The organism is Actinomyces oris (assembly GCF_001937665.1).
Classification (GTDB): domain Bacteria; phylum Actinomycetota; class Actinomycetes; order Actinomycetales; family Actinomycetaceae; genus Actinomyces; species Actinomyces stomatis.
Genome location: NZ_MSKL01000004.1, coordinates 90,627 through 116,767, shown reverse-complemented (window position 1 = coordinate 116,767; position 26,141 = coordinate 90,627). Strand labels below are relative to the sequence as shown.

At 69.1% G+C, this 26,141-nt stretch carries 17 protein-coding genes; 6 read left to right on the top strand and 11 right to left on the bottom strand.

Annotation, left to right across the window (positions count from 1 at the left end):
- Positions 1 to 86: 86 nt before the first annotated feature.
- A complete protein-coding gene (locus BKH28_RS01285) occupies positions 87 to 4,040 on the bottom strand; it encodes a DNA-directed RNA polymerase subunit beta' (protein ID WP_075417131.1) in 3,954 nt (1,317 codons plus the stop codon).
- Positions 4,041 to 4,219: 179 nt separating this feature from the next.
- Positions 4,220 to 7,741, bottom strand: coding sequence for a DNA-directed RNA polymerase subunit beta (gene rpoB, locus BKH28_RS01280; RefSeq protein ID WP_075417130.1), 3,522 nt, complete (start codon positions 7,739 to 7,741; stop codon positions 4,220 to 4,222).
- 719 nt (positions 7,742 to 8,460) lie between these two features.
- Between rpoB and BKH28_RS01275 the strand changes: the two genes are divergently transcribed.
- Positions 8,461 to 9,582, top strand: a complete 1,122-nt coding sequence (locus tag BKH28_RS01275) for a hypothetical protein (protein WP_075417129.1) — start codon at positions 8,461 to 8,463, stop codon at positions 9,580 to 9,582.
- 380 nt (positions 9,583 to 9,962) lie between these two features.
- On the opposite strand, the gene rplL is transcribed toward BKH28_RS01275, so the two are convergent.
- From rplL to BKH28_RS01250, 5 genes are all read right to left on the bottom strand, one after another.
- A complete protein-coding gene (gene rplL, locus BKH28_RS01270; protein WP_003783501.1) occupies positions 9,963 to 10,352 on the bottom strand; it encodes a 50S ribosomal protein L7/L12 in 390 nt (129 codons plus the stop codon).
- A 63-nt stretch (positions 10,353 to 10,415) separates the two neighbouring features.
- A complete protein-coding gene (gene rplJ, locus BKH28_RS01265; RefSeq protein ID WP_075417128.1) occupies positions 10,416 to 10,937 on the bottom strand; it encodes a 50S ribosomal protein L10 in 522 nt (173 codons plus the stop codon).
- A 341-nt stretch (positions 10,938 to 11,278) separates the two neighbouring features.
- A complete protein-coding gene (locus BKH28_RS01260; protein WP_075417127.1) occupies positions 11,279 to 11,761 on the bottom strand; it encodes a DUF6912 family protein in 483 nt (160 codons plus the stop codon).
- 87 nt (positions 11,762 to 11,848) lie between these two features.
- On the bottom strand, positions 11,849 to 13,885 hold the full coding sequence (locus BKH28_RS01255) for an AAA family ATPase (RefSeq protein WP_075417126.1): 2,037 nt from the start codon (positions 13,883 to 13,885) through the stop codon (positions 11,849 to 11,851).
- A complete protein-coding gene (locus BKH28_RS01250; RefSeq protein WP_075417125.1) occupies positions 13,882 to 14,562 on the bottom strand; it encodes a hypothetical protein in 681 nt (226 codons plus the stop codon). The genes BKH28_RS01255 and BKH28_RS01250 overlap by 4 nt, the downstream gene beginning before the upstream one ends.
- A gap of 203 nt (positions 14,563 to 14,765) precedes the next feature.
- Here BKH28_RS01250 and BKH28_RS01245 point away from each other — a divergent pair, with 203 nt between their 5' ends.
- Positions 14,766 to 14,990, top strand: coding sequence for a helix-turn-helix domain-containing protein (locus BKH28_RS01245; protein ID WP_075417124.1), 225 nt, complete (start codon positions 14,766 to 14,768; stop codon positions 14,988 to 14,990).
- Between the two features lie 23 nt (positions 14,991 to 15,013).
- Here the strand turns inward: BKH28_RS01245 and BKH28_RS01240 are convergent, their stop codons facing one another.
- A complete protein-coding gene (locus tag BKH28_RS01240; protein WP_075417123.1) occupies positions 15,014 to 15,562 on the bottom strand; it encodes a Fis family transcriptional regulator in 549 nt (182 codons plus the stop codon).
- Between the two features lie 192 nt (positions 15,563 to 15,754).
- Between BKH28_RS01240 and BKH28_RS01235 the strand changes: the two genes are divergently transcribed.
- Positions 15,755 to 16,663 (top strand): LysM peptidoglycan-binding domain-containing protein, encoded by a 909-nt coding sequence (locus BKH28_RS01235; protein ID WP_334070552.1) that lies wholly within the window; start codon positions 15,755 to 15,757, stop codon positions 16,661 to 16,663.
- 96 nt (positions 16,664 to 16,759) lie between these two features.
- Complete coding sequence (locus tag BKH28_RS01230) at positions 16,760 to 17,281, top strand: Rv3235 family protein (protein WP_075417121.1); 522 nt, start codon at positions 16,760 to 16,762, stop codon at positions 17,279 to 17,281.
- A gap of 71 nt (positions 17,282 to 17,352) precedes the next feature.
- Here the strand turns inward: BKH28_RS01230 and secA are convergent, their stop codons facing one another.
- A complete protein-coding gene (secA, locus tag BKH28_RS01225) occupies positions 17,353 to 20,172 on the bottom strand; it encodes a preprotein translocase subunit SecA (protein WP_075417120.1) in 2,820 nt (939 codons plus the stop codon).
- 308 nt (positions 20,173 to 20,480) lie between these two features.
- On the opposite strand from secA, the gene BKH28_RS01220 reads away from it, so the two are divergent.
- Complete coding sequence (locus tag BKH28_RS01220) at positions 20,481 to 21,476, top strand: ComF family protein (protein ID WP_075417143.1); 996 nt, start codon at positions 20,481 to 20,483, stop codon at positions 21,474 to 21,476.
- A gap of 215 nt (positions 21,477 to 21,691) precedes the next feature.
- Positions 21,692 to 22,342 (top strand): ribosome hibernation-promoting factor, HPF/YfiA family, encoded by a 651-nt coding sequence (gene hpf, locus BKH28_RS01215; protein WP_075417119.1) that lies wholly within the window; start codon positions 21,692 to 21,694, stop codon positions 22,340 to 22,342.
- A 135-nt stretch (positions 22,343 to 22,477) separates the two neighbouring features.
- On the opposite strand, the gene BKH28_RS01210 is transcribed toward hpf, so the two are convergent.
- Both BKH28_RS01210 and mtrB read right to left on the bottom strand, forming a co-directional pair.
- The gene (locus BKH28_RS01210) at positions 22,478 to 24,259 is read right to left on the bottom strand and encodes a GerMN domain-containing protein (protein WP_075417142.1); all 1,782 of its coding nucleotides are present in this window, start codon (positions 24,257 to 24,259) and stop codon (positions 22,478 to 22,480) included.
- Entirely contained in the window at positions 24,256 to 26,139 is a 1,884-nt protein-coding gene (gene mtrB / locus BKH28_RS01205; protein WP_075417118.1) for an MtrAB system histidine kinase MtrB, read from the bottom strand. Before mtrB ends, BKH28_RS01210 begins: the two co-directional genes overlap by 4 nt.
- Positions 26,140 to 26,141 lie beyond the last annotated feature (2 nt).

The following is a 26,141-nucleotide window of genomic DNA, read 5'->3' as shown; positions in this document are numbered from 1 at the left end:
CATACGACGTTCGGCCCGCTCCCCTGCTGGGGAGCGGGCCGAACGCTATGAGAGCCTCAGGCCGCGTGGGCCCGGTGGGGGCTCGATCAGAACTCGACGTCCTCGCTGCTGGAGAAGCCGGTACGGAAGTCGTCGGAGAAGTCCGCACGCAGGTCTCCGCCGAAGTGGAAGTCGTCCAGGGCGACGGACTCGCCGAAGACGCCGTCTCCCAGGTCCACGCGGGAGAAGACCTCGGCCTTGACCTCCTCGGTGGGCTCGACCTCGATGTCCGAGTAGCGGGCCAGGCCCGTACCGGCGGGGATGAGCTTACCGAGGATGACGTTCTCCTTGAGGCCCAGCAGCGGGTCGGACTTGCCGTTCATGGCGGCCTCGGTGAGCACGCGCGTGGTCTCCTGGAAGGAGGCGGCACTCAGCCAGGAGTCCGTGGCCAGCGAGGCCTTGGTGATTCCCATGAGCTCGGTACGGCCGGTGGCGGTCTTGCCGCCCTCGGCCATGACCCGACGGTTCTCGGCGCGGTAGTGCATGACGTCCACGAGGTCGCCCTGGAGGAGGCGGGTGTCCCCGGAGTCCAGCACGGTCACGCGGCGCAGCATCTGGCGCACGATGACCTCGATGTGCTTGGAGTGGATGTCCACGCCCTGGGAGCGGTAGACCTCCTGGACCTCCTCGACGAGGTGGCGCTGGGTGGCGGCCACTGAGCGCAGGCGCAGGACCTTCTTGGGGTCGACCGGTCCCTCGGTGAGGGCCTGGCCGGGCTCGACGTGGTCGCCGTCGTTCACCAGCAGGCGCTGACGGCGCGAGACCGGGACGATGACGTCCTCCTCGCCGTCGTCGCGGGTGATGACCAGGCGCTTGCCGTCGGCGTCGTCCTCGATCTTGAGGGTGCCGGCGGCCTCGGCCACGGCGGCCTCGCCCTTGGGGGTGCGGGCCTCGAAGAGCTCCTGCACACGGGGCAGACCCTGGGTGATGTCGGCGGCGCCGGCCGCACCACCGGTGTGGAAGGTACGCATGGTCAGCTGCGTGCCGGGCTCACCGATGGACTGGGCGGCGATGATGCCGACGGCCTCACCGATGTCGACGCGCTTACCGGTGGCCAGCGAGCGGCCGTAGCAGGCGGCGCAGGTGCCGACGTTGGAGTCGCAGGTGAGCACGGAGCGGACCGTGATCTCCTCGATGCCCGCGTCGATGGCGGCCCGGATCTCGGCGTCACCCAGGTCGGCGCCGGCCTCGATGATGAGGTTGCCCTCGGCGTCGATGGCGTCGCGCGCCAGGGTGGTGCCGAACACGGTGGTGCCCAGGATCTCCGAGGGCTCCTTGATGCGCTCGTCGCCGGCGTCGATCCAGGAGAAGATCCGCTTGGTCAGGCCCTTGCGGGTGCCGCAGTCCTCCTCGCGGACGATGACGTCCTGGGAGACGTCGACCAGACGACGCGTGAGGTAGCCGGAGTCGGCGGTACGCAGCGCCGTGTCCGCCAGGCCCTTACGGGCGCCGTGAGTGGCGATGAAGTACTCCAGGACGCTCAGGCCCTCGCGGTAGTTCGACTTGATCGGGCGCTCGATGAGGCGCTGCTTGGGGTCGGCCACCAGACCACGCATACCGGCGAGCTGTCGGATCTGGTCCCAGTTGCCTCGGGCCCCGGAGACCACCATCTGGTAGACGGTGTTGCGCTGGGGGAAGTTCTCACGCATCGCCTCGGCGACCTCGGCGGTGGCCTTGGTCCAGATGTCGATGAGCGAGGCGTACCGGTCGTCCTCGGTGAGGGCACCGAGCTCGAACTGCTCCTCGATCTCAGCGGCCTCGTTCTCGTAGCGGACGAGGATCTCCTGCTTGGCCTCCGGGGAGACGACGTCGGCGAAGGCGACGGTGATACCGGACCAGGTGGACCAGTAGAAACCGTTGGCCTTGAGGGCGTCCAGGGAGGCGGCGACCTCGACGCGCGAGTAGTTCTCCGCCAGGGCGTTGACGATGTTGCCCAGCTGCTTCTTGTCCACGACGTAGTTGACGTAGGGGAAGGTCTCGGGCAGCGAGGTGTTGAACAGGGCCCGGCCCAGCGAGGTACGCAGGGTGATCGGGTCGCCCTCGCTCCAGTCCTCGGGCGGCCGCCAGCCCTCGGGCGCGGCGATGCCCTCCTCGAAGCGGATGTCGCAGGCGGCGTTGACGTGGAGCTTGCCGAAGTCGTAGGCCATGACCGCCTCAGCGAAGGAGGAGAAGGCCGGGACGATCTCGTTGCCCTCGGCGTCGCGCTCGACCTCGACCGCCGGGTCGGGGTCGGAGGTGAGGTAGTAGGTGCCGATGATCATGTCCTGGCTGGGCATGGTCACGGGGCGCCCGTCGGACGGCTTGAGGATGTTGTTGGAGGACAGCATGAGGATGCGGGCCTCGGCCTGCGCCTCGGCACCCAGCGGCAGGTGGACGGCCATCTGGTCGCCGTCGAAGTCGGCGTTGAAGGCGCCGCACACGAGCGGGTGCAGCTGGATGGCCTTGCCCTCGATGAGCTGGGGCTCGAATGCCTGGATGCCCAGGCGGTGCAGGGTGGGGGCGCGGTTGAGCAGCACGGGGTGCTCGCGGATGACCTCGGCCAGGACGTCCCAGACCTTGGGGTTGGCGCGCTCGACCATGCGCTTGGCGGCCTTGACGTTCTGGGCCTCCTTGAGCTCGACGAGCCGCTTCATGACGAAGGGCTTGAACAGCTCCAGGGCCATCTGGCTGGGCAGACCGCACTGGTGGAGCTTGAGCTGGGGTCCGACGACGATGACGCTACGGCCGGAGTAGTCCACGCGCTTGCCCAGGAGGTTCTGACGGAAGCGGCCCTGCTTGCCCTTGAGCATGTCGGACAGGGACTTCAGCGGGCGGTTGCCCACGCCGGTGACCGGGCGGCCGCGGCGGCCGTTGTCGAACAGGGCGTCGACGGCGTCCTGAAGCATGCGCTTCTCGTTGTTGACGATGATCGTCGGAGCGCCCAGGTCCATGAGCCGCTTGAGGCGGTTGTTGCGGTTGATGACACGGCGGTAGAGGTCGTTGAGGTCACTGGTGGCGAAGCGGCCACCGTCGAGCTGGACCATGGGGCGCAGGTCCGGCGGGATGACCGGGATGTTGTCCAGGACCATCGACTCCGGGGCGGTGCCCGTCATGCGGAAGGCGTTGACGACCTTGAGGCGCTTGATGGCGCGGGTCTTGCGCTGGCCGGTTCCGTTCTCGACGATCTCGGCCAGGGCTGCGGCCTCACCCTCCAGGTCGAAGCTGCGCAGGCGGGCCTGGATGGCCTCGGCACCCATGGAGCCCTTGAAGTAGATGCCGTAGTCGGCGACCATGTCGCGGTAAAGGACCTCGTCACCCTCCAGGTCACCGACCTTGAGGCCCACGAAGCGGTCCCACACCTTGTCCATGTGCTCCAGGGCGCGCTGGTTACGGCGGCGCATGGCCGTGATCTCACGCTCGGCGGTCTTGCGGAGCTTGTCGCGCTGGGATGCCTCGGCACCCTCGGACTCGAGCTGGGCGAGGTCCTCCTCGAGGCGCTGCTGGCGCGCCTCGACCTCGGCCTGGCCGGACTCCTCGAGGTGCTTCTTCTTGACCTCCAGCTCGTTGCGCAGCGAGGGCAGGTCGTCGTGACGGCCCTCCTCGTCAACCTCGGTGACCATGTAGGCCGCGAAGTAGATGACCTTCTCCAGGTCCTTGGGCGCGAGGTTGAGCAGGTAGCCCAGGCGCGAGGGGACGCCCTTGAAGTACCAGATGTGGGTGACCGGAGCGGCGAGCTTGATGTGGGCCATGCGCTCGCGACGCACCTTGGAGCGAGTGACCTCGACTCCGCAGCGCTCGCAGACGATCCCCTTGTAGCGCACGCGCTTGTACTTGCCGCAGGCGCACTCCCAGTCGCGGGTGGGGCCGAAGATCTTCTCGCAGAAGAGGCCGTCCTTCTCGGGCTTGAGGGTGCGGTAGTTGATGGTCTCGGGCTTCTTGACCTCGCCGTGGGACCACGAGCGAATGTCCTCCGCGGTGGCGAGGCCGAGCTGGATCCTGTCGAACACGTTGGCGTCGAGCACAGTTCCTACTTCCGATGGTGAATCTCATCAGGTGGTGGTCTGGGGGCGTTCCGTCGTCGTTGTTCCATGACTCCGACGGCGCCTGCGAGCCTGGTGGGAGGGCGGGCGGCGGGTGCGCCACCCGCCCTCAACCGGGGCTCGATGAAGTTGTCACGAAGTCGTCACCAGGCGGTGGCCACTCAGATCTCGTCAACCGTGGAGGCCGTGGCCCCGCCCGGACGCCGGCCCAGGTCGAAGCCGAGCTCCTCGGCGGCGCGCGAGCCGTCGTCATCGGTGTCGTCCAGGGCGATGGCGACGCCCTCAGCGTCCAGGGCCTCGACGTTCAGGCACAGCGACTGCATCTCCTTCATGAGCACCTTGAAGGACTCGGGGATGCCGGGCTCGGGGATGTCCTCGCCCTTAACGATGGCCTCGTAGACCTTGACACGGCCGTTGACGTCGTCGGACTTGACGGTGAGGAGCTCCTGGAGGGCGTGGGCGGCGCCGTACGCCTCCATGGCCCACACCTCCATCTCACCGAAGCGCTGACCACCGAACTGGGCCTTACCACCCAGCGGCTGCTGGGTGATCATGGAGTACGGACCCGTGGAGCGGGCGTGGATCTTGTCGTCCACGAGGTGGTGGAGCTTGAGGATGTACATGTAGCCCACCGAAATGGGGTACGGGAAGGGCTCACCGGAGCGGCCGTCGAACAGGCGCGCCTTACCGTTGGGCTCGACCAGCTGCAGACCGTCGGAGGTCGGCAGCGTGGAGTTCAGCAGGCCCATGAGCTCGTTGTCCCTCACACCGTCGAAGACGGGCGTGGCCACGGGCGTGCGGGGCTCGGCCTTGATGCCGTTCTCGGGGAGGTTGGCGGTCCAGGCCTCGCCGGCCTCGCGGGCGGCGGTGGCGTCCCAGCCGCGGGAGGCGACCCATCCCAGGTGCAGCTCGAGGACCTGACCGACGTTCATACGGCTGGGCACGCCCAGCGGGTTGAGGATGACGTCGACCGGGGTGCCGTCAGCCAGGAAGGGCATGTCCTCCACGGGCAGGATCTTGGAGATGACGCCCTTGTTGCCGTGGCGGCCGGAGAGCTTGTCACCCACGGTGATCTTGCGGCGCTGGGCGATGTAGACGCGCACCATGCGGTTGACGCCCGCGGGCAGCTCGGCGTCGTCGGAGGCGGCGTCGATCTCACGCACGCCGGTGACGATCCCGTACTCGCCGTGGGGCACGCGCAGGGAGGTGTCGCGGACCTCACGGGCCTTCTCACCGAAGATGGCGCGCAGGAGGCGCTCCTCGCTGGTCAGCTCGGTCTCCCCCTTGGGGGTCACCTTGCCCACGAGGATGTCACCGCTGCGGACCTCGGCGCCGATGCGGATGATGCCGCGCTCGTCGAGGTTGGCCAGGGTCTCCTCAGAGACGTTGGGGATGTCGCGGGTGATCTCCTCGGCGCCCAGCTTGGTGTCGCGGGCGTCGACCTCGTGCTCCTCGATGTGGATCGAGGTGAGCATGTCCTCGGCGACCACGCGCTGGGAGATGATGATGGCGTCCTCGTAGTTGAGGCCCTCCCAGGTCATGAAGGCGACCAGGAGGTTCTGGCCCAGGGCCAGGTCGCCCTCGTTGGTGGCGGGGCCGTCGGCCAGGACCGAGCCGACCTCGACGCGCTCGCCCTCGGTGGCCACGACCCGCTGGTTGTAGCAGTTGCCCTGGTTGGAGCGGCGGAACTTGGCGACCTTGTAGACGTTCTCGGTGCCGTCGTCGTTCGCCACGCGCACGAAGTCCGCGCAGACCTCGGTGACGACACCGGCCTTGTCGGCCACGAGGACGTCACCGGCGTCGACGGCGGTGCGCCGCTCCATGCCCGTACCCACCAGCGGGGCATCGGGGCGGATGAGCGGCACGGCCTGGCGCTGCATGTTGGCGCCCATGAGGGCGCGGTTGGCGTCGTCGTGCTCGAGGAAGGGGATGAGGGAGGTACCCACCGACACCATCTGGCGCGGGGAGACGTCCATGAGGTCGACCTGCGAGGAGGGCACGAGGGCCGGCTCACCGCCGGTGACGCGGCACAGGACGTGGTCCTCGGCGAAGTGGCCGTCCTCGGTGAGGGTGACGTTGGCCTGGGCGATGACGTGGCGGTCCTCGTCGTCGGCCGTCAGGTAGTGGGTCTCGTCGGTGACCCGGCCATCGACGACGACGCGGTAGGGGGTCTCGACGAAGCCGAAGGGGTTGATGCGTCCGAAGGTCGCCAGCGAGCCGATGAGGCCGATGTTGGGGCCCTCGGGGGACTCGATGGGGCACATGCGCCCGTAGTGCGAGGTGTGGACGTCACGGACCTCCATGGAGGCGCGCTCACGGGACAGACCGCCGGGGCCCAGGGCGCTCAGGCGGCGCTTGTGGGTCAGACCCGCCAGCGGGTTGTTCTGGTCCATGAACTGGCTCAGCTGGGAGGTGCCGAAGAACTCCTTGATCGCGGCCGTCACGGGCCGGATGTTGATGAGCGTGTTCGGCGTGATGGCCTCGACGTCCTGGGTGGTCATGCGCTCGCGCACCTGACGCTCCATACGGCTCATACCGGTGCGCACCTGCGCCTGGATGAGCTCGCCCACCGCGCGGATGCGGCGGTTGCCCAGGTGGTCGATGTCGTCGTACTCGACGGCGATCTCGGTGATCTCGCCGTCGCGCACGCCCTCGACGGTCTCAGCGCCGGCGTGCAGGGCCAGCAGGTAGCGCAGGGCCGCGACGATGTCCTCGATGCGCAGGGTCGACTCGGTCAGGTCCGAGGCCAGGCCCAGCTTCTTGTTGATCTTGTAGCGACCGACCTTGGCCAGGTCGTAGCGCTTGGGGTTGAAGTAGAAGTTCTCCAGCAGGGTGCGCCCGGCCTCGACGCTCGGCGGCTCACCGGGGCGGATCTTCTTGTAGATGTCCAGGAGCGCCTCGTCCTGGGTGGTGATCTTGCGGTCCTCGTCCAGGGCGGAGGTCAGGGCCGGGAAGTCGGCGAACTCCTTGCGGATCTCCGACTCGTCCATGCCCAGGGCCAGCAGGAAGACGGTGATGTCCTGCTTGCGCTTGCGGTCGATGCGCACTGCGACGCGGTCGGACTTGTCGATCTCGAACTCGAGCCAGGCTCCGCGCGAGGGGATGAACTTGACGTTGTAGACGTACTTGTCCGTGGCCTTCTCGGTGGTGCGCTCGAAGTACACGCCCGGCGAGCGCACGAGCTGGGAGACGACGACGCGCTCGGAGCCGTTGACGATGAAGGTGCCCTTGTCGGTCATGAGCGGGAAGTCGCCCATGAAGACCGTCTGGGACTTGATCTCTCCGGTGGAGAAGTTCTCGAAGTCCGCCACCACGTAGAGGGGGGCGGAGTAGGTGAGGTCCTTCTCCTGGCACTCCTCGGCCGTGTACTTCGGCTCCTCGAAGCGGTGGTCGTGGAAGGACAGGGCCATGGTCTCGCCGAAGTCTTCGATCGGGGAGATCTCGTCGAAGATCTCCTCCAGACCGGAGGTCTCGGGCAGGGAGCCCGGGTGCGCCTTGTTGGCGGCGGTCATCCGCTCGCGCCACCTCTCGTTACCGACGAGCCAGTCGAAGCTCTCGGTCTGAAGGGCAAGCAGATTCGGAGCCTGCATGGGCTCGGCGATCTTGGCAAAGTTGATACGACGCGACGCGGTACGGGCGGCGATGTCAGCAGCAGTGGGTGCGGAGGTGCGCGAGGCAGCCAAAGGGGGATCCTTCCCTCAGATCGGGGATCACACAACGCACACCGCGGCACTGGGTTGAGTAGAATCTCCGTTGCCGGGCTCACGCCCGCCAGGGTTCCGACGGGCCGGGGCCCGCGCGGAGGGCAGATACTCCTCGCGCCAATACACACAATGCACGCAAAGCGCTAGCGTACACGGCCGACGTCAAGGACTCCACGCCGATCCCCACTGGATCCTTGCGATTCCCACCACAGTCGCGCATACTGCCCCACCCGTGTCTGCCGCGTGAAGTGAGTCCCTCGGTGCTACCCGCTCTCTGAGCGACTGCCGGCCGGATCGCTCCAGGCCACAGCTGCCCCCGCGCTCCTCCCAACCATCCACTCCCCCGGCCCCGACAGCCCCTGCACGTCCCCGCCCCCGCAGCCTCTGCGCCCGCCCGATCCTTTCCGGCCGACGGCGTCGAGAACGCACTTTCCGATCGGCGACTGCGTTCTCCTCCAAACCACTGGGAGCTGACCTCAGTGACCTGGAGGACATCGCAGTCCTCGGCGCACATGTACGTCCCCGAGCCCGACGACGTCGCGACGAGCACGTCGATCCCGTCCACCGGCCGGGAAGCGGACGTTCAGTGGCCACTGCGGGCTCCACAGCGAAGCCCTCCTGCCCTCAGACGCCGCCGAATCCACACCCACGAAGCTCTGCGCTCGTCATGCCCCGATCCTCTTGAGAAGACTCGCTGCATGAGCCCCATCCCAATCACTGCCAGCCGCCCCGCTTCCGTCTGCCCGGTCCCGGCGCACCTTCGGCCGACCATCATCTACTCAGGCCGCCGCAAGCGCTTCCACGCGTCGCGCAATCCTGGTCTGCTGCGACTCATGCCGGGCGCCTACCTGCACGCAGTCCCGGGAAGGCGACGCTGGGAGCAGCGGTTCATGGTGTCCCTAGCGCGTGCGATCGCTGCACAGCAACTCCTACCGTCCGCTACCTGCCTGTCTCACACGTCGGCCGCTCTGATTCAGGGGCTGGCCATGTGGACGCGAGAGCCGGATGTCTACCTCGCCGTCTCCGGCAACCCGCGTTTAACCACAACCACAATGCCCGCGTTCCGGTACCCGTCGTCGGGCGTACCGACCCCCATCGATACGACGCACCCCGAGGCCACCCCGATCCGAATGCACCGTCGCCGGCTTCAGCTGCGGGACGAGGAGATCGAGGTGGTCGGAGGGGTTCCCGTCACGTCCGTGCTGCGCACCGCCTTCGACTGCGCCTGCGACGAGCCTCCATACAACGCGCTCTCCATCGCCGATGCGGCCCTGAACCGGCACTGCCAACCTGATCCGTGGCACCGCGACTCCTGCACCACGCGGCTGCGCTCGGCTCGAGCCTGCTGGGAGGAGCTCGTGGCACGTCATCGGGGGCGGCGAGGGATAGCGCAGGCGCGTGCGGTACTGGCCGCCGCCACCCCTTGGGCGGTCTCGCCCGGGGAGAGTGTGCTGCGGTGGATGACGCTCGTGGTAGGGCTGCCCGAGGCCATCGCCCAGTACCCGGTTCCGGGGTTGTCGAAGGACCGGTTCCTGGACCTGGGTTGGCCCGATCACCGTGTCGTCGCGGAGTTCGACGGCCGCACCAAGTACCGCACTGAGGAGGACGTCTTCCTCGAGAAGCTCCGCCAGGACGAGCTCGAAACGCAGGGGTGGAGGTTCTTCCGGACGACGTGGTCCTCGCTCAGCGACATGCGCACCCAGGCCGACCGGCTGCTGTCGATGTTCCCCCTGGAGGTGGTCTCCCGTCTCTCGCCGGTGGCCGGGCTTCAAGGTGGCGGGCTGTGGGGCGAGCGTCCACCGGGAGTGCTGGTGCCATGAGGTCACGATCCCCGACGCCGTCTCCTGACTTATCGCGTGCGCCCACCGACGTCGAGAACGTAATTTCCGATCGGCGACTGCGTTCTCCTCCAAACCACTGGGAGCGGACCTCAGTGACCTGGAGGACATCGCAGTCCTCGGCACACATGTACGTCCCCGATCCCCGCCAGCCCCTCCGACACAGACACCAACCGATCTCCGACCCGACGGCGCTCCACCAGCCTGAGCCCGACGACGTCGAAGCCGCGGAAGCCGGGCAGCACCAGCCCCCCCCGAAACGCGACCGGGTCCCGCCCACCTGGTGGTGGACGGGACCCAGACATGCTGGACTTCCCCAGCCGTTGGCGCCCCTCAGGCCGCCTCAGGCAGCGGGGAGGGACTCACTTGAGGGTGACGGTGGCGCCGGCGCCCTCGAGCTGCTCCTTGGCCTTCTCGGCGGCCTCCTTGTTGGCGCCCTCGAGGACGGGCTTGGGAGCGCCGTCGACGAGCTCCTTGGCCTCCTTCAGGCCGAGGGAGGTCAGGGCGCGCACCTCCTTGATGACCTGGATCTTCTTGTCGCCGGCGGCCTCGAGAATGACGTCGAACTCGTCCTTCTCCTCGGCGGCGGCCTCGCCACCGGCAGCGCCGGGGGCAGCGGCAACGGCCACGGCAGCCGGGGCGGCGGCGGTAACGTCGAAGGTCTCCTCGAAGGCCTTGACGAACTCGGACAGCTCGATGAGGGTGAGCTCCTTGAACTGCTCGATGAGCTCTTCGGTGGTCAGCTTCGCCATGATGGGCGTTCCTTCCTTATCAGGTTCCTGCGCGCGCAGGGTTGGTGGATGACGCGTGCGGCCTCAGGCCGCGGTCTCCTGCTTCTCGCGCAGGGCGTCGACGGTGCGCACGGCCTTGGAGGCCGGTGCGGCGAAGAGGTACGCAGCCTTGGACAGGGACGCCTTGACGGCGCCCGCGGTCTTGGCGAGCAGCACCTCGCGGGACTCGAGAGAGGCAAGCTTGTCAACGCCGTCGGCGGACAGCACGGTGCCGTCCATGACACCGCCCTTGATGACGAGCTGCTGGTTGTCCTTGGCGAAGTCACGCAGAGCCTTGGCGGCCTCGACCGGCTCACCGGTGACGAACGTCAGGGCGGAGGGGCCCGTGAGGTCATCGGCGAAGTCCTCGAGCCCGACCTGGCGGGCGGCGATCGCAGCAAGCGTGTTCTTCACCACGGTGTACTCGGCGTTACCGGCGAGGGAACGACGCAGCTCCTTGAGCTGGGCGACACTCAGTCCCCGGTACTCAGTCAGCAGGACCGCGTCAGCCTGGCGGAACTTGTCCGCCAACGCAGCAACGGCTGCTTCCTTGTCAGGCCGTGCCATGGGCCCTCCTTCCGTGGTATGCCGCAGGGGTCCATTCACTGGAAAAGCCCCGCGCCGGTGGGCACGGGGCTTGATCTCGGGCACGCCCGACGAAGTCTCGTTCTCACCTGCGCCGGCCCCACCTGACGTGGACTTGGTCCCGCCGAAGCGGGCGACCTGCGGTCTTTGGCAGAGAGCACCATACCCAGCAGCGGGCTCTGCTGCGCAAGGCAGGCGGCCGTGGAACTGGTCACGTCACCGCGAATGCTCGCCAGGAGCGGACCCGGCCGATCCAGGACTCAGGGGGCAACGGTCGCTCCGACGCCGGGCGTGTCCCTCACCCGCCTGCGATGCCGGCCGCCTCAAACTCCAAGGCTCTCGGCCAGCGCCTCTCGCTCCGTGACGTCGTACCAGAGCAGGTCGGCCTCGGCGGCGCGCTCGAAGGCGTCCTCGTCACCGAGTCTGGCGGCTCGCACATCGGACTCCGCCTCGGGCTCATCCACGAGCAGGGCGGCGACGTCCTCCCAGGCGATCTCGCCGACGACCTCGATCGTGCCGGGCAGGACGTCACCCTCCACGGGAAGCTCGCGCACGTTCTCGGCGTCGACATCGGCCGCGATGACGATGCGCCGGTCGGCCAGCCCCGAGGCCTCGGGCTCGGCCAGGAGAACGAGAGAGGCGTCGGCGGCGCACAGCGAGGCGGAGACCTCCAGGCCCTCCTCATCCTCATCGGGCAGGGCACGAGCGAGAGCAGGGGTGGCGGCGTGAGCCGCGAACGGCTTGTGCGAGGAACCGAGGACGCTTGCGCGCAGGTGGGCGGCGGTGGCGGGCAGGTAGATGCGCATGCCCCCAGTCTGCCCTACCGTCGCGCTCGACCTCCCACGAAGCACAGGGAGCCTCCCACCCGGCACCGTTCACGCGAGCACCCGGTCTCAGTAGCGGTGTCGCCCGGTTCCCGGCGGCACCGACGGAGGGTCACCCGGACCCCGGTCATCTCCCCTGTCCGGGGTACGGCCCACCTGCGGGCCTCGCGCCGGCCCCGGGGGCCTTCCGGCGCCCGACGCCGTCCCCGCAGCGGACCACGGCGCCGCCGAGGGCCGGTGCGGCGTGCCGGGGACCGGTCCCGGCGCCGGTAGCGGCTGAGCCTGTGGTCTCACCGGAGGCCGGCTCGGAGGTGGTTCCTGCAGCCGCCCCTGCGGCTGATTCCCCGGCTGAATCGATGGCGGCAGAGCCTGGAGGGACTGCTGCGGGACGTGGGCGAGGCCTGCGGAGCCCCGGGGAGCCGGCAGCCGCTCACCAACCACCTGCCCCCCGTCCCCGCCTCTGCGGCGACGCCTCGCGCCTCTGTTGCGCGCGGTTGAACGGTTCCTGCCTCTGGCGGTTGCGGCCTGGTCCGCGGGATCCCGGTGTCCACCACGCCTCTTCGAGCGCCGCAGCAGGGAACGACGCGGGGATCGGGCCTTGCGGGCCGTCGCCGCCTGAGGATCGATCCGGTCGACCAGCGCACTCAGGGCCTTGCCCAGTGAACTGGTGGGCGCCCCTTCCAGGACGGTGCACCCCTGCAGCAGGCAGGCATCGGCCGTCGCCGCGTCGTCGGGCAGGAGCACAATGTCCTCCAGCCCGCCGAAACGCGCCAGCGCCTCGCGCAGAGCATGTTGGGGAGAAGGACCTGCGGCCGAGGCACGCACCCGGTTGATGACGACCTCGACCCGACCGGCGGGGTTCATGGAGGCCCCCATCTCATCGAGGAGCTGAAGCAGACGGCGCACCCCGACGGGATCGGCTCCGCCGACGACCAGAACGACGTCGGCATGCGACACCAGGTCGGCGGTGACGGCCCCGCGGCCGGGCTCCAGGGTGAAGTCGTCGACATCGTCATCGACGGGACCACCGGCGACGTCGACGACGGTCCAGGCCGCGGCCCGGCGGCACTGCAGCCAGACCTCGGTCATCGAGGCCGGCGGCAGCTCGCGCCAGCGGCCGGATCGCCCCAGGCCGCCCAGCAGGAAGAGCCCGCCGCCCACCGGCGCCAGGACCCGCTGAAAGCTCTCGGCGTCAAGCCGGCCGTGGGTGGCCAGACGGGCCGCCCCGGCCAGAGCCGAGGAGTCCTCCGGCATGCCGAGGAGCTGCACGAGGCTGGGAGCCTCCACATCGGCGTCCACGAGGATCGCACCGCCGGAAGAGGCCAGACCGTGGGCGAGGGAGGCGGACACCGTCGAACGCCCGGGGGCGCCGTGAGGCCCCCACACCAGGACGATCCTCCCCTGGCGCCCCTCATCCGCCGGGCTCATCGCAGCCGGGAAGGAGTGCTCCGGCACGCCCGTCGCAGCCGGCTCCGGACCGGGCCGGCGGTTCTGTCCCGAGTCGCCCCAGGTTCCTGCGCCGTTGGAGGTCGGTGGCGGCGGCGAGGGCACCATCGCGTCCTCTGAGGAGCCGGGAGACTGGCGCCACAGCTCTTCGAGCCAGGCGGTCTCCTGGGCGGCGGCCTTCGAGCCCGTCGAAGCGGGGGTGGCAGCGCTCGACCAGTCGGTGTCCGCGGCCACCGGCGCGGTCACGGTCTCCGACACTGCAGCGCTGGCCGGTCCCGTCCCCTGGGATGATCCGCCGGAGGGCGCGCCACGACGCACGAGGTCCTGCATCGCCGAGCAGACGCGGCCGGGCTCCGTATCGCGTCTGAGAACCGGCCATCCCGCGCTGCGCCAGCGCTCCTCCTCGTGGGGCTCCACCAGGAGCAGTCCGCTCAGGCCGGCGCGTGCGAGCCGATCCAGGACGGTGCGGTCGATCTCATCGAAGCCGGTGTCCAGCAGGGCGAAGCTCGCCAGTCCGGCCATCCCGGCTGAGAGCAGCTCGGGCAGATCGGCGCATCGGCGGACGACGCACAGCCCGCTTCCCGACTGGCTCAGCGCACGCAGGATGTCGGCGTCGTCGCCGCTCAGAGCCAGGAGGACTCCGGCTCCCGGGGCGCTCACGAGGCCTTCTCCGCGGGCGCTTCCTGACCCGTGGGAACCAGGACGAGAGCCCCCTCCTGCCCCACGGCGCTGAGAACGGCGGCGAGGGATGCCTCGGGGACCTTGACCTCCACCCCGGTGCTGGGTCCGGAGATCAGCCCCTTGCTGGGCTCACCGACCGAGGCGATGACCAGCCCTGTGGCCACGCTGCGGGCTCCGTCCCCTTCAGCCTGTCCCGGTTGGGCGCTTTGACCGCTCTGAGCCGCCTGTCCGCCCTGCCCGGCCTGTGCAGTGGCGGGAGCCTGGGCCGCGGGTCTGCCCGCCGCCCCCTCCTTGGGCACGATCCACAGATCGACGTAGTCGCCGACCTTCGTTGAGGCCGGTAGGTTGGAGGCGACATTGAGAACCACTGGCCGCAGGGTCTGCTCCCCGCCGCTGTTCACAGCCGCCGTGGCCAGCAGCTCCCCCTTGCGCATGGAGCGCGTGGACACGGCGCCGTCCGGCAGGTGCCCGGCCTCGACATAGGCATCGGTGCCGGGATGAGCCTCGACCACCGTGAGAACACCGTCGGCGGTCAGGTCCGTCCCGGGAGCGACGTCCTGGGACAGCACGTAGACGCGGGTGGTGTCAGCGGCCGCATCGACCGCCCAGGCCCCCAGGGCCACAGCCGTGGCAACCAGGACCACTCCCCCGGCCATACGCGGGTCCTTCCATGCAGGACGGCGCCAACGACCACTACGGGATCGCTCAGGGGTGGTCAGGGATCGGGTACGGCGAGATGACATCACGGGAATCCTCCTTGATCTCCTGCAATCATCGTTGGGATAAAATAATACCTCAAGGTTATCCACAAGCATCTTTAAGAATTGTGGAGAGGATCCAGCAGTGGGATCATCGTGGTATGAGCACACGATTCCTGACCATCGCCGACGTCGCCGAGCAGCTTCAGCTGTCCGCCCAGGCCGTGCGCGCCCTCATCCGCACCGGTGATCTCCCTGCTATTCAGGTCGGCGCCCGCAAGCTCTGGCGCATCGAGGACCAGGCCCTGGAGGACTACATTCAGCGCCAGCTCGCCTCAACCAGGGCCATGGTCGCGGCGGGTTGGATCGAGGACGAGGAGTCCTGAGACACCCCACCCGGTAGCCGAGGTCAGCGACTGCGCAGCACCTCGATGGCGGCGGTCATGACGCTGACGACCCCCGCGCCACCCGCCCCGGAAGCACGACGCGAACGGACTCCGCCCTCAGGGTCGACAGCGACATCAACATGGTCCGCACCCACCCGGACCAGTCGCCCCACCACTTCCCCGGAACCCACGACCAGGCGCACCCGCGCTCCCCGCCGAGCGATCTCACGCATCAGAGCCGTCAGCGTGGGCCGACGTCGGCCATCCCGGGGCGCCGGACCGGCCAGCGACACCATGGTGGCCACCGCACCCACCGGGACAATGGCCTGCAACCCCTCCCCCTCATCGACGAGGACGTAGGAGGGCTCAACCCGAGAGACAACACCGTCGACCGGAACGCCGCTGCGAGTCCGCAGGTGGATGAGCCGCCCCACCGAGCCTCGCAGACGGTCGACGACCTCGATGGAGGCCTGCTCGGCCTCCGCGAGCTCGGCGCTCTGCGCCACCAGGTCCGCACGGCGTTCAGCATCGAAGCTGCTCTCCAGGTCGGCAAGCATCGCGTCCCAGTCCATAGGACCACCTCACCACAGTCCACACGCCGAGGAAAGCGATCCGGGGCGGCTCGGACCTCGCTCCGCCGGCAACAACCACCCCCACTACCACGACTCAGAAACACGGCATACTATATCGTCACTATTGACATCTTCGCACCATCGGAGTACACCTAACATTACCAAACAACATCATTGGTGATGGAGGACGACATGGGAACTCGTCGACGGCTGGCACTGCTGGCCGGAGTGTCAGGGACTGTCCTGACACTTCTGGGGCACACGGCCCACAGCGCCACGGAGCGGCTTCTGGGGGTCCCTCCGCAGTCCTGGAGCCTGAGTGAGCTGTCCGACGCCGTCGTCGCCGGCACCTGTGCAATCGGGACTCTGGGAGCCTTGTGGCACGTGGTCTCAGCCCTCCTGGCGCTCATGGCGCTTCCCGGGGAGAACGGGCACAGCTCCGTCCGTCGAGGCGGCGCCTGCGCACTGGCGGCCAGGATTCTCGAGGCCTGGGGAGCGCCTGCGGTCAGGCGCATCACCGCCTCCGCACTGCTCGTCTCCCTGTCCTCGGCGCCGGCACTGGCCGCCGAGGAGCCCACCGGCGGGGACGATCTGGGATGGCGCCCCACCAGCTCAGCACCCGCCTCACCACCGGTCCAGTCCTCGACGCCGTCACCTCAAGCCGACCAGCCCGGCCAGAAGGCCACCGCGGAGGCGGAAGCATCCCAGTCCCCGCCCGATGGCTCCACGGCTTCACCCGAGCATGCCCCTTCGAGCACTTCGACCGGCTCCAGCGGCTCGGACAACGCGAGCCAGTCGGCGCAGTCGACCCCGCCGGGCAGCTCCCGGACACAGCCCTCCACCACCCCTGACCCCCAGACCTCGTCGACCCCCACTCATACCGTCGTGCCCGGCGAGAGCCTGTGGTCGATCACTGCCCACCTCCTGCCCGCCGACTCCGGCCCCGCGCAGATCGCACAGGCCTGGCCGGTCCTGTATCGCGCCAACTCCAACGTCGTCGGCACCGACCCGTCACTGATCCGGCCCGGCACAGTCCTGAGCGTCCCGGATTCCCTGTCCGCACCGAGCACGAAGACAGGAGGCCAGACGCCATCGCGATGAACCACCCAGCGCCAGCGCCGGCGGCCTCGAATGCCGCCCCCGTTCCACCTCGCACTCCGTGCCCACCAAGCACCCGCCTACTCTCAGGAGCCCGCCATGACCGCAACCGCCATCACCCGAGCCACTCGTCCCGCGCACCACCAGACCAGCCCTCAACGTCGCAGCCGCCCCGCACCGAGCCACCCGACGCCGACTCGCGCCGTTCCACAGAAACCCTCCAGGCCCGTGAACCGCTCCGGCTCAGTCATGCGGGGAGACTCTCCGACAAGACGACCTGGCACCGGCACCGGCACCGACGCCTCACGCACAGCCGCGATCGTGGTGACTGCCGCCAGTGAGGTCCTGGCCGGGCTACGCCCCGTGGATCACCTGATCCGCTGGACCAGCCCCTCCCTGTTCGAGGCACTCGCCCGCCGGGCGGGGCTGGCCGCCCGGATGCTGGGGCGCCAGGCGAGCCCACGACGGCCACGCATCCGCAGCGTGCGCACCGAGCTGACAATGTCGGGGGCCTGCGAGGCAACCGTTCTCCTGGAGGAGGGCAACCGAGTCCGGGCCGCGGCGGCCCGTCTGGAGCTGCTGCGCGAACGCTGGATCCTCACCGGCCTGGAGATGGCGTGATCCCGTCGGAGCCCGGTTGGTCACCGGGCTCCGACGGGATCACCGACAGCCGCGTCAGCTCTCGCTGAGTCTCAGTGCCGGCGCTTCTTCTTGGAGCGACGACGCTCGGCCCGATTGCCGCCCGACTCGGAGACCCTGCGCGAGGAGGCTCCTGACCTCTCCTCCTCACCGGACTCGCTGGGACCGGAGTAGGTGACCCGCTGCTCCATGGACGCCTGGCCGGTGTCCCCCAGCACCGTGCCGTTCCCCTGGCCGGCCGCCTGGCCCACGCGGATGCCGGCCGCGGCGGTGGCGTTGGCCTTGGCGACCGCCTGGGCGGCCTCGACGGTACCGTCCTCGGCGGCGCGCTGGGCAGCGGCGTCGAAGCGGGTGACGTTGGCGAAGATCTGCTCGACGGTCTCCTCCCGGATCCCCTCCATCATCGCCCGGAACATACGGGCGCCCTCGTTGGCGTACTCCACGAGGGGGTCGCGCTGAGCCATGGCCCGCAGACCGATCCCCTCCTTGAGGTAGTCCATCTCGTAGAGGTGCTCCCGCCAGCGCTTGTCCACCACGGCCAGCAGGATGCGGCGCTCCAGGGTGCGCATGGGCTCCTCGCCGAGCTGGACGTGGGCCAGGGCGTTGGCCTCAATGCGGGCCTCGGCGTCCTCGTAGGCCACGGCGACGTCCTCGCTGAGCTCCTCGATGAGGCGCTCCGAGGTCAGTGCGTTCTTGCCGCCCAGCGCCTCGACGACCTCCTCCTGGGTCAGGCCGACCGGATAGAGGCGGCCGAGCTCGCCCCACAGGGCGTCCAGGTCCCACTCGTCGGGGCGCCCCTCGGCCGTTCCGGCCTCAACGATGGAGGTGACGGCCTGGGTCCGGAAGGCCTCGATCTGGGGCTCGAGGTCCTCACCGTCCAGGACGCGGCGGCGCTCGGAGTAGACCTTCTCGCGCTGCTCGGTCATGACGTCGTCGTACTTGAGGACGTTCTTGCGGATCTCGTAGTTGCGCGACTCCACCTGACGCTGGGCGCCGGCGATGCCTCGGGTGACCATCTTGGACTCCAGGGGGACGTCATCGGGGTAGGCGCCCGAGGACATGATGCGCTGGGCGAGCCCGGAGGCGAACATGCGCATGAGGTCGTCCTCCATGGACAGGTAGAAGCGGGACTCGCCCGGGTCCCCCTGACGGCCGGAGCGGCCCCGCAGCTGGTTGTCGATGCGCCGCGACTCGTGACGCTCAGTACCCAGCACGTAGAGGCCACCGAGCTCGACGACCTCGTCGTGCTCGGCCCGGCAGGCCTCCTTGGCGGCGGACAGAGCCTCGGGCCAGGCCTTCTCATACTCCTCGGCGTTCTCCTCGGGGTCCAGGCCGGCCTCCTTGAGGGCGGTGACCGCGATGTGCTCGGCGTTGCCGCCCAGCATGATGTCGGTTCCGCGACCGGCCATGTTGGTGGCCACGGTGACGGCGCCCTTGCGACCGGCCATGGCCACGACGGCGGCCTCGCGGGCGTGCTGCTTAGCGTTGAGGACCTCGTGCGGGATGCCCTGCTCGCGCAGACGCTCGGAGAGGATCTCCGACTTCTCCACGCTGGTGGTACCCACCAGGACCGGCTGGCCGAGCTCGTGACGCTCGGCGATGTCGTCGACGACGGCGTCGAGCTTGGCCTCGACGGTAGTGTAGACGAGGTCGGGCTGGTCCTCACGGATCATGGGTTTGTTGGTGGGGATCGGGACGACGCCGATCTTGTAGGTGCCGGCGAACTCGGCGGCCTCGGTCTCAGCGGTACCGGTCATGCCCGAGCGCGAGCCCTCGGGGTAGAGGCGGAAGTAGTTCTGGAGGGTGATGGTGGCCAGGGTCTGGTTCTCGGCCTTGATCTCCACACGCTCCTTGGCCTCGATGGCCTGGTGCATGCCCTCGTTGTAGCGGCGGCCGGGCAGGACGCGACCGGTGTGCTCGTCGACGATGAGGACCTCACCGTCGCGCACGATGTAGTCCTTGTCCCGGTGGAAGAGCTCCTTGGCCTTGATGGCGTTGTTGAGGAAGCCGATCAGGGGGGTGTTCTCCGACTCGTAGAGGTTGTCCACCCCGAGGTAGTCCTCCACCCGCTCGATGCCGGCGGACAGCACGCCCACGGTGCGCTTCTTCTCGTCGACCTCGTAGTCCTTGCCCGCGCGCAGGCGCTCGGAGATCGTGGCGAACTCCTTATACCACTTGTTGACGTCTCCGCTGGCCGGACCGGAGATGATGAGCGGGGTACGGGCCTCGTCGATGAGGATGGAGTCGACCTCGTCGACGATGACGAAGGCGTGGCCGCGCTGGACCAGGTCCTCGGGGCGCTGAGCCATGTTGTCGCGCAGGTAGTCGAAGCCGAACTCGTTGTTGGTGCCGTAGGTGATGTCACAGGCGTACTGCTCACGGCGCTCGACGGGCGTCTGGCCCACGAGGATGCAGCCGGTGGTCAGCCCCAGGAAGCGGTGGACGCGCCCCATGAGGTCGGACTGATACTCGGCGAGGTAGTCGTTGACGGTCACGACGTGGACGCCCTTGCCGGTCAGGGCCCTCAGGTAGGAGGGCATCGTGGCCACGAGGGTCTTGCCCTCACCGGTCTTCATCTCGGCGATGTTGCCGCGGTGGAGGGCGGCCCCACCCATGATCTGGACGTGGTAGGGGCGCATGCCCAGGACGCGGTCGGCCGCCTCCACCACCGTGGCGAAGGCCTCGGGAAGCAGATCGTCGAGAGTCTCGCCGTCCTGGTAGCGCTCCTTGAGCTCATCAGTCATCTCATGCAACTCGGCGTCGGAGAGCTCGCTGTACTCGTCGGCAAGAGCCTCCACCTGGTCGGCGATGGCATCAAGCTTCTTCAGGGTGCGGCCCTCGCCAATGCGAAGGATCCGGTCCACGATCGACACGCTGCATTCTCCCTTGGGACGTCATATTGCGAAGAGCGGTGATGAGACAGAGGCGGTATCAGCCAGTCAGCCGACTCGCCATCGGCGCAGGATCGGCTCGGTATCGGCTCAGGTCTCACCGGCTACCTGCCTCCGTACTCTAGTGGACCTCGGTGGGCGGCGGTCTTTCCAGTACCGAGATTCTTCCCACCGAGGACACGGGCGGGGCACGGGGCCACAGGAGACGGTGATGGCGACCGCCCTGTCGCAGTGTGGACCGCGAGCGCCGCCAGGAGCGGGAAGGCCCCTTCTTGCGTCACAGTGAGGGCATGGCGCACCACCGGCACGAGCCCTGGCATCCCGCCGCATTCCGTCTGCCATCGGGCTTGTCGGTGGATTTCTCACCGGGCCTGTCCCTGGGACTGCCGACCAGCTGTGCGGGCTGCGGCCGATGGGAGACGGCGCTGTGCCCGCGGTGCCGGGCGCTGCTCGAGGCGGAGCCCTTCGCCGTGGAGCATGCCGACGCCGCCGGCGACCTGGACATCCAGGCTCTGGCGTCCTACACCGGGCCGGTGCGCACCATGGTCCTGGGCTGGAAGAACGGTGCCCGGGAGGATCTGTCGGAGGTGATGGTCCGTTGCGGTCGACGCCTGGGGCGCTGGTGGGCGCTGAGACACGCGCCGGACGAGCTCTGGGCGGACTCGCCCCGGGGAGCGCGGGCTCTGCTCGTGGTCCCGGCACCCTCCGGGCTCGCACGCCGGCTGCGCGGCCGGCTGGTGGCGGCCCACCTGGCCGACGCCGTCACCCAGGGGATCTGCGGACAGTGGGCCGAGCAGGTGCGCTCCGCTCCCCCTGCCGCCCCATCGGCCGCTGAGGCGCCGGCTCCGACGTCGACGCCGCCTCCCGGAGCACCGCCCGCGGCGCTCGTGCTGAGCACGGATCTGCTGCGTCGCCGGGGCGGCGCAGCGCACCAGGCGGGTCGCTCCGCCCGTCAGCGGCGGGACAACCGCTCTGCGGCTCCACGCCTGCTGGCTCCCGTCGCCGGGCTGCCGATCCTGCTGGTCGACGACGTCGTGACCACCGGGGCCACTCTGGGCGCCTGCGCCCGGGCACTGCGGGCGGGCGGCGGGCGGGTCCTGGGGGCTCTGGCGCTGAGCGCCACCCAGCCCCCGGCGCATGCGCGCGTCATGGTGCCTCCCAGCCCCCGGCGGTCATGGGACTCCGCAGTGCCCGTGACGACATTTGATCCGGGAGTGCCGGACTTGTCCGCCTGCGGCGATCAGGAGGCTTCTTCCGGGCGCGGCGCACGCGAAAGGGAAGCGTGAACAGCCCCATATGGTGTACCTTATGTGGCACAACGCACAGGCGGTTCCCGACGCCGACAAGGACAGTCGACAGGGTCCCCGCCTCGGTGCCTGAGGGCCCTCACGAGGTGATCAGGAGGTGATGACACCAGTCCCGAACCCGCCGTGAGACGTGGCGGGTACTTGTCGCAACGGCCCGTCAGGGTCGGCCCACGAGCCCAGAAAGAGGTTCCACCATGGATATCACCGTCGTCGGTCGTAACGCTGAGATCAGTTCTCGCCTGCGCGACTACGTCGAGGACAAGGCTGTCAAGGTTGAGCAGTTCGACCCCCGGGTCCAGCGCGTCGAGGTGGAGGTCACCCATGAGCGCAACCCGCGTCAGGCCGACACCGCCGAGAGAGTGGAGATCACCGTCGTCTCCAAGGGCCCGATCATCCGGGCGGAGGCCTCCTCCTCGGACCGCTTCGCCGCTTTTGATATCGCCATGGGCAAGCTGACCGAGCGCCTCCGCCGGGCCAGGGACCGCAAGAAGGACCACCACCGCCGTCACACCGTGGCCGCGCCGAACGAGGACCTCCAGACAGCACCTGACACGGAGGAGCCCCTCGTTCCCGAGACGGGTGACGCGCCGATTGAGGACTCCCCCTCCGCACCCACCGAACCAGGCGTCGCCGTTGAGGCGCAGCTCGGCGACTCCCCGGTGATCGTGCGTCAGAAGCTGCACGAGGCCAGGCCGATGACCGTTGACGAGGCCCTCTACCAGATGGAGCTCGTGGGGCACCCCTTCTACCTGTTCATCGAGAAGTCCACCAAGCAGCCCTGCGCCGTCTACCACCGTCACGGGTGGACCTACGGCGTCATCCGTCTGGACGCCCAGGTGCTGTAGCCCCGTCCGGCCCCGCGTCGCGGGGTCCGTCCTGATATCCGGGTGCTCCGCGGTCCTGACCGACCGGGGGCACCCGGAACCGCGTTCAGAGGCGTCGTCGGGACGCGAGCCGAGCGACCGGAGCGACTCGAGAGATCAGGGCAGGGAGAAGGAGGGGTCGGAGACCTCCGAGGTGAGCACCCGCCACGTCGCCCCACGACGCTGCCAGGTCTGCTCGCCCTCGTCGATGATGATGAGGGACTCCTCGGAGCGGTCGGAGATGACGGAGCGGGCTCCGCGCACCCCGACCAGCGTGTTGACCGCACCGCCGACCTGGATGAGACGCACCTCTGGCACGCCCCCGCCCTCGGCTCCGGCAGCGGCCAGGACGCACACCGCGTTGGGGGCGCACCAGGAGAGTCCGCGCGTGCCCGCCCCACTGGCGCGAGGCATCTCCAGGGCCGGCCCCAGCCCGGTGGGACGGCCGTCCTGGTCCCTGATGATGATGGCGACGGCTACCCGTCCGTCGGTTCGACGCACGGCGATCCGCTCGGACTCCACGGACAGGTCGAAGGCCGTAATCGCACCGTCCTGCAGCCAGGACGATTCCAGGGTGGCACGCTGCCCCGAGCCGTTGACGGCGGTGAGCCGTCCCTCGGCCAGCAACCACGCCCAGCCGTGCCGGTCGCCCAGCGGCGCCCCCAGCCCACCGGCACCCGCGGAGGGGTCCCCCACCGAGAGGATGACACTGGCCGACTGCTGCCCCCGGGGCAGACGCAGCAGGCTGGAGGCCGACAACGCGTAGACGGCCCCGTCCGCCCCCAGGCTCGGGCTACGGGCATCACTGGTCCCCAGGACCCGGTCGGTCGCCAGGGTGATGCGCCTGGCCCCCGTGCCGCGGACGACGGAGCCCTCAGACATCCCCACGATGCCCCCGACCTCGGGGGCCATCGGTGTCAGCTGGGCGGGGGCGCCGAGGTCGACGGTGCCGGCGAGCACCCGGACGCGGTCGATGCCGCTGATCTGGACGAGGCTCTGCTCGATCTGGGCCACCATGAGACGACGGGCCTCCTCCGAGGCGGGGTCGGAGTCCGCGCTCAGGTGGACGGTGGCGGTACCCGACTCGACGACGACCCCCCGCCCCGCCCGCTCGGCGTTGCGCGGGATGAGGCTGAAGGCCCCCTTCGAGAGCCAGGCCGACGGTCCGGCCAGCAGCCCCGAGACGAGGGAGTCCGCCTGCGAGCTGCGCGGGTACCACCTCAGCTCGGGGACGAACCTGGACCGATCACGGGACAGGAAGGCCAGGGAGCTGACCGCGAAGTTCTGCATGAGTCGGGAGAAGGGCAGCAGGATGCCCTGAGGCAGACCGACGATGCGCCACTGACCGGTGGAGTTGGTGGCCAGGGAGAACTCGCCGGTATAGGTGGACCCCTCCTGGGCGGGGGTGAAGACGCCCCGGGAGTCCAGGACTCCCATCTGTCCGGAGGTCACCGTGAAGGAGCCGTTGGCCGCTACCGAGACCTGCGGCTCGGTCGATCCGCTGTAGGCGCTCACCGTCTCCAGGGGCTTCCACTGCGCGACGGCGTGCTCACTGAGGAACTGCTTGGCGGTGGCGAAGTCATCGGAGAACCCCGCGATGGCGGCACGCAGGAAACCGTTGACGATGTCTTCGGCTGAGTCCCCCTCGCCCGGTCCGGGCGCGGTCTCGATGAGGGCGTTGGTGTCGGAGGCGGCCACTCCGGAGCGGGTGACGCCGCTGGAGCTCGGAAGCGCTGTGCAGCCGGCCAGCACGCCGGCGGCCGTGGCCGAGATCAGTCCCAGTGCGCTGCGCCGAGACAGAGCGGACGACCGGGGAATCCCAGAGGTCTCGACGGGCTCGGTGGGCTCGGAGGACGTGCGCCCCTCGGCAAAGGCATTGCGGTGCGTCGGCCGCTTCATCGGCGCCACCCCTCTTCCTCGGTCTCCTCGGGTGTGCGGGTGGCGGGCTCCTGACCGGGGAGGACGACGACGACCCGGCCGACGTCCTCGGTGACCGCGTCATGGCTCTCCCCGGCCAAGGGGATGTCACCCAGGACGACGCTCTGGCGTGCCCGGCGCGTGGCGGGCGCAGGTCCCAGGGGTCCGACCGGGGAGAAGGACGACTCCTCGTCGATGAGGATCCCGGCACGGGCCACGGCGGGTGCGTCCTGCGGGACGAGCTCGAGCGGTCCGGGACCATTCAGTCGGCCGGGACCGCCGTCGGATCCCTGGGTACGGGGCAGGACCAGCAGGAAGGAGGAGCCGTCGGCCGGCCACCCCCAGGCCGACAGGCGACCGCCGTGCAGGCGGGCGTCCTCCATGGCGATGGACAGCCCGAGGCCGGTTCCTCCCAGGCTGCGCTTGCGCGAGGGGTCGGCGCGATAGAAGCGGTCGAAGACCTTGGTGACGACGTCGGGACTCATCCCGATCCCGTGGTCGCGCACCCGCACCGCGACCGCGTCCTCGTCCACGGCGACGGTAACGTCCAGCGGATGGCCCTCGCCGTGCTCGAGCGCGTTGACCACGAGGTTGCGGATGATGCGCTCGACCCTGGTGACATCGATCTCCGCGGTGGCCGGTTCCTCGGGAAGGTGAAGGCGCAGCTCGGTGCCGGTGGCGTCGAAGTGGAACTGGGTGGTCTCAATGACGTTGTCGACCACCTGGGCGAGGTCGATCTCCTCCAGCCGGAGCTTGACGTTTCCGGAGTCGATGCGGGAGATGTCCAGCAGGTCGGTGAGCATGGTCTCGAAGCGGTCCACTGAGCTCGACAGGACCTGAATGCTGCGCAGGGCGAAGGGATCGGAGATCTCCTCGCGCGCGTCCTGGATCTGTTCAGTGGCCAGGCGGATCGAGGCCAGCGGGGTACGCAGCTCGTGGGAGACGTCGGAGACGAAGAGGCGCTGCACCTTGGACAGGGACTCCAGGCGCTCGATCTGGTCCTCCAGCGAGGTCGCCATGTGATTGAAGGACCTGGCCAGGGTGGATATCTCGTCCTCCCCCTCAATGCTCAATCGCTCGGCCAGCAGCCCGGAGGCCAGCCGTTCAGCGGCCCGGGCGGTGTGCCGCACGGGGCTGAGCACCCATCTGGTGAAGGCCCACACCACGACGATGAGAATGGCCAGGAAGCCCAGACCACCAATGGTGATGTTGCGCGAGGCCAGGGAGACGACGCGCTGCTCACTGGCCAGGCTGTAGACGAGGTAGAGGTCGTACTCCCCGGCAAGGGGCAGGCTCACCCGGGTCCCCACGATGAGCCCGGGATCCGTGCCCCCCTCATCGTTGGGAACGGCCACCGACTGCCAGTACTGCGCCCGCGCCCCACCCTCGTCGAGGGCCCGGGACATCTCACCGGTGATGAGGGAGCGCAGGCGGGTGTCGGTCTCCAGGTCGTTGACGACCGTCGTCGAGGTCTCCTCCTCATTGCGCAGCATGAGAACCCCCACCCCTCCTGAGGAGGAGATCGAGTTCTTGGCCCCGTTGACCTGTCGCTCCGCCGCGGCCGAGACCTCATCAACGGTGACTGCAGTGGTCGAGTCGAACTCGGCCTGGGCGACGCTGGCGCGCAACGCGGCGTCAGCAAGGATGACGTCACGCTGATCGGCGAACACCTCGGACCGGATGCGATCGGTCACGAAGGTCAGCAGCAGCACGATGAGGAGCAGGCCGATCACGGTCGCGGTACACACCATGCGAACCTCAAGGCTGCGACGCAGCAGCCCCGGCAGAGGCAGACGCCGAACCAGCCGCTCCTCCGCGGTGCCCACCGATGACCCCATCGACGTGCCCACTGAATTACGCATCG

Coding starts and splice junctions, on each gene's coding strand:
- BKH28_RS01210 (WP_075417142.1), bottom strand. CDS start 24,259: ATGAAGCGGCCGACGCACCGCAATGCCTTTGCCGAGGGGCGCACGTCC.
- rplJ (WP_075417128.1), bottom strand. CDS start 10,937: ATGGCACGGCCTGACAAGGAAGCAGCCGTTGCTGCGTTGGCGGACAAG.
- mtrB (WP_075417118.1), bottom strand. CDS start 26,139: ATGCGTAATTCAGTGGGCACGTCGATGGGGTCATCGGTGGGCACCGCG.
- BKH28_RS01230 (WP_075417121.1), top strand. CDS start 16,760: ATGACCGCAACCGCCATCACCCGAGCCACTCGTCCCGCGCACCACCAG.
- BKH28_RS01245 (WP_075417124.1), top strand. CDS start 14,766: ATGAGCACACGATTCCTGACCATCGCCGACGTCGCCGAGCAGCTTCAG.
- rplL (WP_003783501.1), bottom strand. CDS start 10,352: ATGGCGAAGCTGACCACCGAAGAGCTCATCGAGCAGTTCAAGGAGCTC.
- hpf (WP_075417119.1), top strand. CDS start 21,692: ATGGATATCACCGTCGTCGGTCGTAACGCTGAGATCAGTTCTCGCCTG.
- BKH28_RS01275 (WP_075417129.1), top strand. CDS start 8,461: ATGAGCCCCATCCCAATCACTGCCAGCCGCCCCGCTTCCGTCTGCCCG.
- BKH28_RS01220 (WP_075417143.1), top strand. CDS start 20,481: ATGGCGCACCACCGGCACGAGCCCTGGCATCCCGCCGCATTCCGTCTG.
- BKH28_RS01260 (WP_075417127.1), bottom strand. CDS start 11,761: ATGCGCATCTACCTGCCCGCCACCGCCGCCCACCTGCGCGCAAGCGTC.
- BKH28_RS01235 (WP_334070552.1), top strand. CDS start 15,755: ATGGGAACTCGTCGACGGCTGGCACTGCTGGCCGGAGTGTCAGGGACT.
- BKH28_RS01240 (WP_075417123.1), bottom strand. CDS start 15,562: ATGGACTGGGACGCGATGCTTGCCGACCTGGAGAGCAGCTTCGATGCT.
- BKH28_RS01250 (WP_075417125.1), bottom strand. CDS start 14,562: ATGGCCGGGGGAGTGGTCCTGGTTGCCACGGCTGTGGCCCTGGGGGCC.